The organism is Tepidibacter formicigenes DSM 15518, assembly GCF_900142235.1.
Classification (GTDB): Bacteria; Bacillota; Clostridia; order Peptostreptococcales; family Peptostreptococcaceae; genus Tepidibacter; species Tepidibacter formicigenes.
In genome coordinates, this window is sequence record NZ_FRAE01000059.1 from 1 (window position 1) to 15,731 (window position 15,731).

Annotated in this window: 6 protein-coding genes and 1 pseudogene; all 7 read right to left on the reverse strand. The window is 28.0% G+C overall.

What is annotated here, in order from left to right; translation table 11 throughout:
• Nucleotides 1–248, reverse strand: a 248-nt coding sequence (locus BUA77_RS10215) for a transposase zinc-binding domain-containing protein (protein WP_200773954.1), incomplete at its 3' end; no start/stop codon positions are given.
• Between the two features lie 143 nt (nucleotides 249–391).
• Nucleotides 392–1,060, reverse strand: a complete 669-nt coding sequence (deoC, locus tag BUA77_RS10220; RefSeq protein ID WP_072889848.1) for a deoxyribose-phosphate aldolase — start codon at nucleotides 1,058–1,060, stop codon at nucleotides 392–394.
• Between the two features lie 87 nt (nucleotides 1,061–1,147).
• Complete coding sequence (locus tag BUA77_RS10225) at nucleotides 1,148–2,182, reverse strand: LacI family DNA-binding transcriptional regulator (protein ID WP_072889850.1); 1,035 nt, start codon at nucleotides 2,180–2,182, stop codon at nucleotides 1,148–1,150.
• A 682-nt stretch (nucleotides 2,183–2,864) separates the two neighbouring features.
• Entirely contained in the window at nucleotides 2,865–11,408 is an 8,544-nt protein-coding gene (locus BUA77_RS10230; protein WP_072889852.1) for a GH36-type glycosyl hydrolase domain-containing protein, read from the reverse strand.
• A gap of 32 nt (nucleotides 11,409–11,440) precedes the next feature.
• The gene (locus BUA77_RS10235; protein WP_084605707.1) at nucleotides 11,441–13,894 is read right to left on the reverse strand and encodes a sugar phosphate nucleotidyltransferase; all 2,454 of its coding nucleotides are present in this window, start codon (nucleotides 13,892–13,894) and stop codon (nucleotides 11,441–11,443) included.
• A gap of 243 nt (nucleotides 13,895–14,137) precedes the next feature.
• Nucleotides 14,138–15,328: a D-alanyl-D-alanine carboxypeptidase family protein gene (locus tag BUA77_RS10240; RefSeq protein ID WP_242939113.1), complete on the reverse strand. Its 1,191-nt coding sequence runs from the start codon at nucleotides 15,326–15,328 to the stop codon at nucleotides 14,138–14,140.
• Between the two features lie 226 nt (nucleotides 15,329–15,554).
• Nucleotides 15,555–15,731 (reverse strand): annotated as a pseudogene (locus BUA77_RS10245) (IS200/IS605 family transposase); the annotation flags it as partial.

The following is a 15,731-nucleotide window of genomic DNA, read 5'->3' on the forward strand; positions in this document are numbered from 1 at the left end:
TTACTAACGTAAATTCTCCCACATCTAGTGCAAAATTTACTTTTACATGTAAAGCCTACTCTCTTACTTTCCATGCATTCTAAACACATATACTCTGTATATCCCTTTTCTAGCCTCCCACAGTCCATTGCTTTTTCAACTGTTTCTATAACATCTGCCCTTATTACCTTCGGAATTCTTTTAATTTTTTTCTTTAAAAAGTTTTGCCAATTATCTTGCAATATTTTTTTTAATGTTACTTTAGTCATCTCTTCATCTCTCTTTTTTCAATACTTATACATATATTTTAGCAAGTTTTCCACAGATTTTGAAATTTTATAATTTCCTACTTAATATAAAAAAAGAGATGATTTCTCATCTCTAAATATTACATTTCTTAATTATCTATATTTTAGTATCCACCATTTGAATCAATAGTTCCTTCAACAATAGCAATAGAAGAACTAGCTCCTATTCTTGAAGCTCCATTTTCAATAACAGCTTTTGCATCTTCTGTAGTTCTAACTCCTCCTGATGCTTTAACTCCAACATCTTCTCCAACTGTTTCTCTCATAAGCTTTATGTCTTGAGGTGTTGCTCCACCTGTTCCAAATCCTGTAGAAGTTTTTACATAGTCTGCCCCTGCTTTTTTAGAAAGCTCACAAGCTATTTTCTTTTCTTCATCAGTTAAATAGCATGTTTCTATTATAACTTTAACTAAAGCTTTTTTATCAGCCGCATCTACAACTGCTTTTATATCTTTTTCTACATAATCATATTTTTTATCTTTAAGCGCTCCTATATTTATAACCATATCAACTTCATCGGCACCTTTTTGAATAGCATCTTTTGTTTCAAATGCTTTAACTTCTGAAGTATTAGCTCCTAAAGGAAATCCTATTACTGTACAAACTTTAACATCAGAACCTTTTAATTCTTCTTTTGCAAATTCTATGTATGCTGGATTTATACATACTGAAAAAAATCCATATTCTTTAGCTTCACTACAAATTTTCTTTACATCTGCTTCAGTTGTTTGTGCTTTTAAGACTGTGTGGTCTATGTATTTTGCTAATTTCATTTTATTCTCTCCTTTTTTATTTAAATTTAATAACATCTTAATTAGTGAAATCGGTTACATTTAAGCAAACTATAAATGTGAATAATACTATTCACATTTATTTCCTATAAACTTTTCTGATCCTTTTAAAACAAGTTCAGGGAATAAAGTAATTCTTTTTATTTCTTCTCTGCTTTTTTTATTATCTAAATTATCTATAAGCATTTTCATACCAGCTTTACCCATTTCTATGGAAGGTCCAATGACAAAACTAATATTCATTCCTATTATATTTATCGCATCAATCTTGTCAAAACCTATAATAGCCATATCTTGTGGTATATTAATATTTTCTTCATAAAAAGCTCTTATACTTCCTAAAATCATCATATTGCTCGTTACAAAAACAGCAGTAGGCCTGTCATCCATTTTCAATATCTGCTTCGTTGCTTTATATGCACTTTTATATTCAAAATCACCATATGAAATATATTTATCCTTTATAGCTATATTATATTCATCTAGAGCTTTTTTATACCCTTTAAGCCTATCTATTGTTATTTTGTAGTTCTTTCTACCATTAATTATAGCTATTTTTTTATGCCCAGCTTCTATTAAAGCTTTTGTTGCATCATAAGCTCCTTTTACATGGTCAATAAATATTCCACTAAAATCTGTATATTTAACATGTCCATCTAATAATATAACTGGTATTCCTAGATTTTCAAGGGTGCTTAAATATTCACTATTAAATTGGTCTTCTGCATATGTTGGTGTAATAATTATCCCCTGAATTCTCTGCTCTTTTAAAAGCTTAAGTGCTTTTAATTCCTTTTCTCTATTGTCATCAGTATTACAAAGGATTATATTTAAATCATGCTCATCAGCTACTTGACTAACTCCTTTTATTATTTCTCCAAAGAATGGGTTATTTATCTCTGGAACTATAACTCCTATTGTGTTAGTTTTGTTTGTAGATAGACTCCTTGCTATGGCACTAGGAGTATAATTTAGCTCTTTTATCACTTTTAGAACCTTTTGTCTTGTTTCATCTTTTACATATCCTGAGTCATTTAAAACTCTCGATACAGTTGTTCTAGATACTCCTGCTTTTCGAGCAATATCTTTTATTGTAACCGCCATTTTACTCCTCCCCATAAATCAAAGAAACCGATTGCTTAAATTATATAAAAAACATTCAATATTTACATATTAACAAATTTTTATTGATTTGAAAATATGTTACCGGTTACATTTTAAATTATATAATCTTTTTTTGTATAATTCAATATATTATGATAAAATTTTTAATAAAACTGACAAAATTTTATTTATTTTAGCTTTATTATAACTCTTTAAAAACTATAAAACAGACTAATATATTTATGTTAATCTGCTTTATATGCAATTATTAAAAGTTTCCTAAATTTACATTACCTTAATTATTATTTAGTCTATTTATGCATTTCTGTTTTCATTAACTCTTGTAAATAATCATCTAAATTTCTTTTTAAAGATTGATGGATAAAATGAATATGAGAACGCTTTCTATTTAAATACATTAATTCCTCCTTAATTTTACTTCTTATTTGAAAGTTGTTTTCTTTTTATTTCGCCGAAACCCCATATAAAAACAGGTATAATTACTTGATCCTCCAAATATATATTGGATTTAACTAATTTTTTCTATAATAATTTAGTTTATCCCAATATATATTTCTTATATTCATTTTTATATTTACAATAACTATTTTAAAAATATGTAATTTAATAAGGGCATAATTTCTATAACTGTATAAATTATGCCCTTATTAATATTATTTTACTATCCCAAAATAACCTCTACGTTGTGATCTAATTTGTCGTCAACTAAAGGTATGCTATTGTCTTTAAGCTTTTTACCGTCTAAATTTATATTTTTAACATTTTTATTAACTCTATCTGGATTTTTGATAGTTATATTATATTTTGTATCTTTATATCTATACTTAATTGAGTACTCATTCCAATCTTTTGGTATACATGGATTTATAATAAGTTTATCCTTGCGTTTTATAAACCCTAATATATCCTCTATACCTACTCTATACATCCATCCTGCTGTTCCTGTATACCAAGTCCACCCACCTCTTCCTACATGAGGATTTACAGCATAAACATCTGCTGCCATTACATATGGTTCTACCTTATAAGTAGAACATTCTATAGTTGTCCTAGTATGATTAATAGGGTTTATACTATTATAAAGCTGCCATGCCTTATCTCCATCACCCATTAAAGCAAAAGCTTTTATAACCCATGTAGCTGCATGTGTATACTGACCTCCATTTTCTCTTACTCCAGGTACATATCCTTTTATATATCCTGGATGTAGATCACTATTTTCAAAAGGTGGGGTAAAAAGAAGAATCATTCCTTCTTCTTTTTTAACAAGATAATTATCAACTGATTCCATGGCTTGTTTTATTCTATCTTTCCTTCCTGCCCCTGAAATTACTGCCCAGGACTGAGCCAATGAATCTATAGTACACTCTGGATTTTTTATTGAACCAAGTGGAGTACCATCATCAAAGTATGCTCTTCTATACCACTTTCCATCCCATGCATTTTCCTCAATTGCATTTGCAATTTGTTTTGCATATTCAACATAACGTTTCTCACTATCATAATCTTTCATTTCATTGCATATGATTGAGAAATCCATTAAAATTGTGTGCAAAAACCATCCAAGCCATATACTCTCACCTTTTCCTTTGTTACCTACTGTACTCATTCCATCATTCCAGTCTCCAGATCCCATAAGAGGTATACCATGTTCTCCAAACTTTAAAGACCTTTCAATAGCTCTTATGCAGTGATTATAAACTGATGATTTTTCCTCAGATATTCTTGGTATTCCATATCTTTCGTCTTCATGTTCATCTAAAGGCTTATCCTCTAGAAAATGTACCTCCTCATGTAAAATACTATAATCACCAGTATTTTTTATATATTCAGCAGTTGCATAAGGAAGCCATAACAAATCATCTGAAAATCTTGTTCTTATACCCTTCTCTCCTACTCCAGGATGCCACCAATGCTGAACATCTCCTTCAACAAACTGATGAGCGCAATGAAGCAATATTTGATTTCTTGTGCCTTCAGGAATTGCATACACTGCATTCATTGAATCTTGAAGTTGATCTCTAAATCCATATGCTCCTCCTGATTGATAAAATGCTGACCTTGCCCAAATTCTACATCCTATATTCTGATACAAAAGCCAATTATTAACAAGTAAATCCATTGATAAATCAGGAGTTTTTACTTGAATTGTTCCTAAAATACTATCCCAATTATCTTTTACTTCTTGTAAAGCTTCTTTACAATTATCTATATTTTTATATTTATTAACCAATTCATTTACTTTATTAATATCTTTTTCTTGTCCAAATAGAAATACCAATTCTTTTTCTTCTTTAGGATTTAACTCAATTAAAATCTGTATAACACAACATGGTTCAAAGCCTGCACCTACATTATTTGAAAGCTTTTCTTTTCTTAAAGCTTCTGGTCTTGCTAAATCCCCCTTTGAACCTAAAAACTCTTCTCTATCTCCTGTATAGTATTCTATATTTTCTGAAGAAGTCATAAAAGAAATACGACCTGGAAAATCAGAGTTATATGGATTTTTAATCAACATTTTATTATTATTTTCATCCATATCTGTAATAATATATTGTTGTGTAAATTGATCACTAACTCCCATTACTGGTCTTATATAATAAGTAGCTGTTAATGTTCTTTTTATACTCGAATTATTTTTAAGTTTAATCATATTTATTTTAATTAAATCATTTACAGGAACAAACATTGTTAATTCTTGATTTATACCGTTACTATCATGAAGAAACTTAGAATATCCATATCCATGATGTACAGTATAGCTTTCTTTTTCTCTAATTGGTAGAGCCGTAGTTGTCCATATTTTTCCACTCACTTCATCTCTAAAGTATATTACTTCTCCTGGTGGATCTGATACTGGATCATTAGACCATGATGTTAATTTATTTTCTCTACTATTCTCAGCCCATGTAAATCCAGACCCATTTTCTGATACATGAAATCCAAAATTTTTATTAGCTATTACATTTACCCATGGAGCAGGAGTATCTATATTCTCTTTTATTCTTATAACATACTCCTTTTGATCTTTTGTAAATCCTCCATATCCATTAAAATAATCAACATCAAGTGGTTCGTCCTTACTAGTATATACCCAATCATCTTCTTTAAAGATTTTTTCCTTAATATCATAATTTTTATTTTCTATTTTTATTTGGGAACTAATTGAAGCATATTCTCCTCTTAAGACAATTCTAGCAACAGTATAAATAAGTATTCTATCTTCCTCAGGCATTATATTAGCATTTCTAACAAATATTCCTCCTGGCTTATCAAACATATCATGCCCGTATTTTGAACTTACTGTATCTCTAAGAAGTTCTTGTAAAGGTTGTAAATAACTGCTTTCATCTTCATTTAAAATAACTAAATCCACAGCTAGACCTTTCATTTTCCAGTACTCATGAGCTTTTAAAGCTTCTTTTACTATATTTATATCATCTACACTCCTTATGCTTACAAGTACTATAGGAATATCTCCTGAAATTCCATATGCCCAAAGTGATGATTGTCCCTTAACGTTTTGTTTTAAAAGATTTTCATTTTTTCTTCTATTTGAACTTAAAAATACTATATGAGATATCATATCTTGATAAGTTTTAACTTCATCACCTTTAAAGTTGAGATACGTATTTTCTACTTGACTTCTTGTATAAGCCAACTCAAAAGCCCTAGGTATTGAAGAATTATCATAATATTTTTTTGCTAAGTCTACTGCTTCACGTCTATCTTTTGCAATAGCAGTTGTAAATGATACTACAACACTATTTCCAGGCTCTATTTTAACTTTCCTTCTTAAGCTCATAATAGGGTCAAGAACAGGTCCTGAAGTATTTTTAAGAGCTTGTGACATTGCTATAGGATTTTTTATATTTCTTCCTCTTCCAATGAAATTGCCTCTATTAGTTTCATATTCTAAATTTCCTAATAATTCACCCTCAACAGAAATAGTATGAACCATCCATATAGTATCTTGCCCTTCCATTCGAGGTCTTCTTGAAGCTATAATACTATCATATTCTAAAATTGGTTCAGTTCTTATAAATAAATTAGTAAATGCAGGATGTACAATGTCTGCTGCCTGATGAGTTAATACTGTTTCAAAATAACTAGTAAGTTCAATTACAGTAGATTCATTTCCATGGTTTGTTAAAGTTACTTTTCTTATTTCTGCATCATCTTCAGGTGATACTACAATTTCTGTATGAGTATCTATATTCCTGTCTGTTCTAATAAATTCAGCTTTGTCTTGAGAAAACTTAATTTTATACCCATCTGGTTCTTTATTTAAAGGTTCATACGTTGATGACCATACTTGATTTGATCCTAAATCTTTTATGAAAATATAACTTCCATGGCTTCCCGTTATTAAATCTTCTCTCCATCTAGTAACTTGTATATCTTCTTTTTTACTGTACCCTCTGCCATCATCTGTAACCATAACAAAATATCTTCCATTTGAAAGTATATGGCATCTAGGAATTGAACTACTTGGTGAATCATATGTTCTAACAATCTGTACATCTTCTTTCTCTAATACTTGTAAAGGTTCTATTTCATCTTTATACTCTTTTGTTATAATTGCTCTTACAGGAACTTTTTCTTGAAGTAAAACTTCACCAGATTTTATAACTGGATCTGAGTGAAATCTTTCCTGCATAATGTTTTTATTTAAATAGTTGTTAAATGCTATAAGACTCATTCCTTGATGGTGAGCCATAAAGCTTTGTACTACCATTTTTTCCTTTCCACGAGGCAATCTTTCAAGAGTATAGTCTATAGCTTCATAAAAACCATATTCTCCTTCTAATTTATCACCTATTAATCTATTAATGTTATCCATTGATTCTCTATCATTAAAAGGCAATGCTAAAACTGTAGAGTATGGAGATATAACCATATCCTTTACAAGACCTCTTTTTAATCCTAAATCTGGAACTCCAAATGCTTTGTATTGATAATTTAAATTCATGTCAAATCCATAATATCCAGATTCTGATGTTCCCCAAGGGACTTTTCTTTTTTCACCGTATTTTTTTTGAGCTTTAATTACTGTCCCATAAGTTTCATCTAAAAGAGTATTTTTATAGTTTTTCATCACAAGAGGTGGCATGAAATATTCAAACATAGTTGCAGTCCATGAAACAAGTCCTCTATAACCATCAATTACTGATAAAGCTCTACCCATTTTAAACCAGTGTTTTTTAGGTATCTGCTTTCTAGCAATTGCAATATAACTTGTAAGTCTTGCTTCTGATGCAAGTAAGTCATAATATGAATTTGTAAGTTTTTCTTCTTTAACGTTATATCCAATTGAAAATAAGTGTCTCTTTTTATCATATAGATATCTAAAATCTGCACTTTCTACTATTCTATCTAGTCTATTAACAAGATTATTTATATTTGATAAAACTTCTTCAATATTATTTTTTGATTTTAATATATTATTTTTTATATTTAATAGATATTCTTTTTGATCTTTATTAAGTTTTTGATTTTTAAATATTTCATCAATATCTAATATAATATTCTCATAAATTTCCTTTAGATCCACTAAAGATTTATTTACTTGAATATTATCTATTTGATTTTTTATATTTTTAAATTTTTCCTTAACTTCTGTGTTTACAATAAATTTATCAATTTCTATTTCTAAACTATTAAGCATGTTATTAAGTTTAATATCCCAATTTGATTCATTATTAGTTTTGGCAAGTAAATCTTTTATTAATTTTTTTAATTCATTTGTACTTATTTTTTCTTTATTGATTAAATCATCTATATTAGTTTGTTCAATATATTTTTCATCAATAAATTCAAGAGTATCTTTAATTCCAAGAAGTAATTTCTTATCAGCTATTGGATTTTTAATATATTCTAAAAGACCTTGCTTTAAAGTTATTAAATACCCAATAAAATTTCCACTATCTACTGTAGATACATAAAGAGGAAGTAAAACTTCTAAACTTCTTGTATCATACCAGTTATATAAATGTCCTTTCCATGTTTCTAACTTTTCAATTGTAGATAATGTTTTATTTATCCTATCCAACATTTGAGTAGTTGAAATATATCCTAAGTCTCTAGCTGTAAGTATAGATATTAATAAAAACCCAATATTAGTTGGAGATGTTCTAGTAGCTAATCCATTTGGTGGATCTTCTTGATAATTGTCAATTGGAAGATAGTTTTCTTCTTCTCCTGCAAAATCTTCATAATATGCCCAAGTTTTTCTTGCAAGTCTTCTTAAAATCTTAATATCCTCTTTACTTAAATTTACTTCAAGTTTTTCTTCTTTACTTATCTTATGTGCAATTATAGGCGCTATTCCCCATAATAATCCTATTGAAATAGCATATATCATATTACGAGGCTCTACAAAGTATACTAATATTAAAACTATTACAGCAGTAATTATTGAAACATTCATTCTTTTTACATAGCTAGATACATCATTTTTAAGCTTTCTTTCTGTATCTGCTGCTGTAACCCATTCTAATAGATTTTTCTTAGAAATAAATACTCTATAAAGAGTTCTAATTATAGCATCTGCCATCATATATGCTTGATATGGTAAAAATATAAACAACAATAAGACTTGATAGAAAACTGCCTTACAGCCATATATTAAATTCCCATTTATTTTACTAGTTATATTTTTGTAATATTTACAAATTATGCAGTTTACAAATTCCATAATCAAAGGAAAAGCCATGGCAAAAACTGTAAATCCAATCCATACCCAAGTTTCACCCGGAAGAATAATTAATCCTAATATAAGTAGTATCATTAAACTTATAGAAACTTTACTCCTTCTCATATTATCTAAAATCTTCCATTTAGATAATGTAGAAAGAGGATTTTTAACTATTTTTCCTTCTCTGTTTTTTACATTTGGAAATAACCATCTTATAAGCTGCCAATCTCCTCTTACCCATCTGTGAAGCCTCATAATGAATGAACTGTATTTTGATGGATATCCATCAATAAGCTCTATATTTGTTGCTAACCCTACTCTTATATAACTTCCTTCAAGGAGGTCATGACTCAATATAGTATTATCTGGTATTGCATCATTTAATACTTTATTGAAAATTTGTAAATCGTATATTCCTTTTCCTGTAAAAATTCCCTCTCCAAATAAATCTTGATACACATCAGAAATTGCAGTTGTATAAGTATCTATTCCTCCTTGCCCTGCAAAAATTCTTGTAAATATGCTACTATTTGCACTTTCAACATCTACAGCTATCCTTGGCTGAATTAATCCATAACCATCTACTACTATTTTTTCATTTTTGTCTAAAATACCTTTATTAAGTGGATGAGATATTGTTCCTATTAGTTTTCTTGCAGTATCCATAGTAAGATTTGTATCTGCATCAATTGTAATTACGTATTTTATTACATTAACAATATTAGAAATATCTCCTGAAATTACTGAATAAGATGTATTTTTAGATCCTGTTAGTAATTTATTAAATTCAACTAAAGCTCCTCTTTTTCTTTCCCATCCCATCCATTTTTGCTGTTTTTTACAGTACTGTCTATCTCTGTGAAAATAGAAAAATATATCTTTATTTTTTGAATACTTTTCATTTAACACCTTAACTCCATCAAGTGCAGTTTTTATTATATTTTTATCTTCAGGCATAGTTTGCTTTTCACTATCTTTAAAATCTCCTGCTATAGCAAAATATATATTTTTTTCTTTATTTCCATGATAATAAACTTCTAGCTTTTTAAGAAGTTCTTCAACACATTTCTCATTTGGTACTAAAGTAGGTATAACTACCATTGTAGCTACTTCCTTTGGAATACCATCTCTATATTCAATTTTAGGCAAAAATGCAGGATTAACATTATGAGTAACTATCCAGTTAACAATAGTTACTACTATATCACTTGATGGAATTAAAACCACAACTCCTGCTAGCAAGCTTAACCATACGTTATTTGAAACTCTATATGAATATAATAAAAATAGTAGAACTATTAACCCATTTAGTATAATAATAGGAGATAAATAGATTGAAACAGGATAATCATTTAAATCATATCTTGTTGAACTATATCCAAATTCATTTAATAATTTTTTTCTTCCTTTTCCAACAATATAATACCCTACGTGTTTTGATTTTTCATCTTCGGTTTCAGAACTTTGAGCATATTCTATAGCCTTTTTAGCAATTCTCACTTCTGAAACCTTACATTTTTTTGCAATTTTTTCAATTTGAGATCTATAATAATCTCTAGTATCAAAATCCATTTTTTCATAAATTTCAGCAGGATCTTTTCTTAATATTTCTTCAACAGCAGATAAAGATTCAAAAATATCATTCCAGTCTAGTGTTGCAACTATATTAAGACTAATAATTGCATTTCCTATAGATATCTTTCTAGCCGCCTGCTCCTTATGTTCTAATTTAATTATTTGATCTATAGTTGTTTCAAACTCTAATAACTTTTTTTCAATATAGTCTTTAACTTCTCCAGATTCACTATTTTCTCTTCTTAATTTTTTTAAAAGATGCTCAATGAAGGAAGAACTTATTTTATCCATATCGTTAAATTCTTCTTTTATATAATTCAATATTTCCTCTTGATTTTTAGTTATTTTTTCAACTCTTTTCCATTGAATTTGATTTTCATTTATTTTTTCACAAATATTTCTTATTTTTTCAATAAGAGCACATCTTATTACAAGAGATAAAGACCAAATTTCTGCAATTGAAAGAATACTTTGAGATTGATATGCCTTTACAAAATCTATTATTAAATTTTCATCTATTCTTCCATCACTATGTGATACAAGCTCAAGAACTAATACATAAACCCTTGGATATCCTTTTAAAAATCCATTATCTAATATTTTTAATTCTAAAAACTTATCTTTAGCTAACTCCTGCTTTACAACTTTAACTTGCTCTTCAATTTTATAAAAATTATCCAATAACCATTCTGATGCTGCGGATAAGTCTTTATTGTTTTTAGCATCTTTATTTAACTCTTTATATACATTTGCAATAATATCAAAGTTATTATTAAGTCGTGACAAAAGAGACTTACTACTTCCATACTCTTTTGATACTTTATGTTTTTTTGCTATTTCTATAGAGTGATTTTCAAGTTCTTCTTTATTTAATAAAACATCACTTACATCTATCTTTTCATTATTATTAATTCTTAAATTGTTTTGACTCATGCTTATTCCCTCCTATTAAAAAATAAAAGGCATTACAGCCTCTTATTTTTTAATAATCTCTCTACTTTTTTGCTAAAAATAGTCGAAAGCTCGTTAGCATATTCCTCAGAAAATCCCTCAGCATATATATTAAATAATGCTTTTTCACTATCTGGGACTATTAATGCCCATCCCTTATCATTGTTAATCTTTACTCCTTCAAACAATTCTATATCATTATCTTTATTTTCTATTATAATATTTTTTATAACTCTTCCTTTATCATCCCATTCACATGGAATTTCTTTTTTAATATAATGGTAATTAGGAAGTTCATCTATTAAATCACCAAGATTAATATCATTATTTACTAAAAAATCAATTATTTTTCCTGATGCCCAAATACCATCAAAAGAAAGAATATATTGAAGCATCATATTTTGTTTATCACTATCAAAGTTTAACATTTCCCTCATTATTGAAGCAGGTGAGGTTTTTGTACGAACAACATCTACTTTATATTCTCTCACCATATTTTCTATAGCTTTAGGTGTTGTATAAGGCATAATAATTTTTTTTAAAGATCCAATTTTTAGAAGAATAAGTGATACTAATGCAGTATATTTTTCTTCTTCAATAATTCTTCCTTTTTCATCAATTAAAATAATATTTTCTCCATTTTCGCTAAAAATTATTCCAAAATTAGCTTTATTTCTAATAACCTTTTTAGACATAGAATTCAAGTAACTATTAATAGATTTGTATTTCTCTATTGAATAATCACATAAAACATCACAACCTATATTTTTAAGAAACTTTGAAGTTAAATGTGTTATATTTTTACATCTAGAACTTATTAGTAACCTTGGATTATTTCTCTTAATTTTAGATATGTTTTCTAGTAATTTTTCCCCAGTGTTTATATAAAAGGAATAAAAATTATCTACTTCTACAACGCTTTTTACTTCATCAGCATTACATCTATAAAAATCACCTCTATTAAATAAGTTTTCTATTTTTCTTTCAGTTCCTCTGTCTATATTCGCTCCACTTTCATCTATAAATTCAATATGAACTTTATCATTTTCTAAATGATTAATTCTAACATGTATACCTCCACTAGCTTTGTAATGCCTTACTGCAAATCTATTAATTGGAATAGCAGAATCTTTTATATCTATTACTCCTATGCCAGTTGAAAGTATTCCTGATATTAATGATTTTCTTATTATATCAGAAGCCCTAGAACAATCTCCACTAACTACTACTTCAGAATTTTTATTTAAGCTAGATCCATATGCTGCTCCAAGCCTTGAAGCAAATTCAGGAGTAATATCTGTGTTTAAATATCCAGATATATCTCTATATCCAAAGATAGTTTTTGAAGCTTTTGTTCCCCATATAAGATTTTGATTGACTATCATATCCTCTTCAATAACTTTCTCTGGCCAAATCTTTATATTTGGTTTAACTTTCACTCCAGATGATAATGTACTTCCTTTACCTATTGCACTACTTTCAAAAGTATTTATTCTATCTTTTAACTGAACATTATTACATACAACAGTGCCCCTACAGTTTGTACTTTTTCCTACCTTTGAATTTTTCCATAATATGCTCTTCTTTAAAGTACTTTCTTCTCCTATTTCACAATGTGGTCCAATAATTGAGTATGAATGTATATTAGCAAAATTCTTAATAATAGAATTTTTACCTATATAAATTGGAGGATTAAAATTAACATTATTCCCAACTTTTACTCCATCCTCAATCCATACACCAGTTTCAATTTCTCTAGCATTTATAGGTATATCAACCTTCCTATCTAATATGTTAAAATGAGTAGTCATGTAAGAATTTAAATCTCCAATATCATTCCAGTAATCCTCAGTTATATAGCCATACATTGGAACTTCATCTCTCAATAGTTTAGGAAATAAATCCTTGCTAAAATCAAAATTTTGTCCTTTTTTATAGTAATTTAAAACTTCGGGTTCTAATATATAAATACCTGTATTTACTGTATCACTGAATACTTCACCCCAACTTGGCTTTTCTAGAAATCTAATTATTCTTCCATATTCATTAGTAATAACTACTCCATATTCAAGTGGAACTGGCTCTTTTTTTAATACAATAGTTGTTTTTGATTTTTTCTTATTATGATAATCAATTGCTTTTTTGATATTTAAATCTGTTAGAGCATCTCCACTTATTACTATAAAAGTGTCATTTAAAAAATCTTCAGCATTTTTTACACTTCCTCCTGTTCCAAGAGGTATATCTTCTATAAAATAATTTAAATTAACTCCCCATTCTTTACCATCTCCAAAGTAATCCGTTATAACTGATGGTAAATAAGCCATTGTAACAGCAATATCTTCTATTCCGTGTTTTTTTAATAAATTAATTGAATATTCCATTACCGGCTTATTTAATATTGGAACCATAGGTTTTGGTATATCACATGTAAGAGGTCTTAATCTAGTTCCTTTTCCTCCTGCCATTATTACAGCTTTAATAACAACCGCCTCCTTATATTGAACTTCTTACATTAATTTAATAATTTTCTATGAAATATTTGTGTGTTATATATTTTCGTAAAAAAAGCCTATTTTTATTCATTAAACATAGTAATTTTAATAATAGGTACTATTTATTTTATTTCTTAATCCAATTAACAATTTTCTTTTATTACTATCTCCTTTACTAATATTATCTATGCATTAAATATAATCTCTGATTAAATTTTATTGATTTAAAATTTGCTTTATAAATATCTTAAATAATATGTTTAATGGAACAAACTTAATTTCACTATCACTCACCAAATCTACATTTGCAATAACACTTCCATTTTCTCCAATATAGTTTATTTTTCCTACATTATCCCCTTTTTTTATAGGACAGGACAAGTCATATAATTCAATTTTTCTTTTTATTTTTTCTTGTTTTCCTTTTACAATATATACGTCATTTTTTGCTTTTAAACTTATTTCTAATTTATCTATTCCATGCAAGTAAACTTTACCTATAAAGTCGTCTTTTTTTATAACTCTTTTTCTAACAAAATTATTTTCCCCATATTGTAAAATTTTTTTACTTTCATACGTTCTATTTTTAGAACTCGATGCACCTAACAAAACTCCAATCACTCTAAAATCATTATTGTCTTCACCCATTACATTCATTGTAAATGCCAAGCAATACCCTGCTCTGCCTGTAAACCCAGTTTTAATTCCATCTACTTGAGGCATAACCCTAAGAAGTGAATTAGTATTATTTCTAGTAAAATTTCTCTCTGGATTAGTATAAGTTTTTATACTCGTTATAGCTAAAACATCTTCTTCATAATTATCTAATAAATATTTTGCTAAAATACTTAAATCTCTTGCACAAGATATATTTTCCTTAGGATTTTTCATATCTCCATTTATTCCATAAACAGGAAGTCCATGAGGATTTATGAAAAGTGTCTTGTTCATACCTATTTCTTTTGCTTTATTATTCATCATATCTACAAAAGACTTTAAATCTCCTCCTATATATTCTGCAATAGCAACAGCTGCATCATTTCCAGATACAATCATTAATCCTTTCATTAAATCAATTAGTTTTACATTTTCATTAGCTCTCAATCTATAAGTAGATCCTCTTGTCTTAGCAGCATTTTTACTGATTTTAACAATATCATTTTCTGAAACATCATTTTTTTTAATAGCTTCTAAAGCAATTAAAAAAGTCATCATTTTACTTAAACTGGCACAAGGTCTTCGCTCATCTGGATTTTTTTCATATAATACCCTTCCTGTTTCTTTATCTATTAATATAACTGATTTGGCATATTTTACATAATTTTCAATGTTATCTTCTCCATATACACTAGTCGAAAATAGGTTGCATATTATAAAAAAAATAATTATTTTTGAATAAGTTTTCAAAATATCACCTCTTTAACTAATATTTTTTTTATATACTTAATATCTGCTAGTTATTTTCTTATAATGCTAGGAAATTATATACTTTTATTTTAAAAAATCATAACCACCCGTAAAACGGGTGGTTTGCTCTAACCCTATAAGGGCATATTACTTGCTGTGTCTTAAGACACACTGAATAGTCTGCCAACCGCTGATACTTTCACAGGCTACCCCTAAAGGGGGTATTTTATTTTTTCTTGCCTTTGTTTACTGGCTCACCCGTAAACGGGTCTATATATTCTTTCAGACTTATTTGATCACTTGCTATATCTTCTTGCAATTGATTTTTTATATATTCTTGTATTGCTTTTTTATTTCTTCCTACTGTATCGACATAGTATCCTTTGCACCAAAATTGTCTATT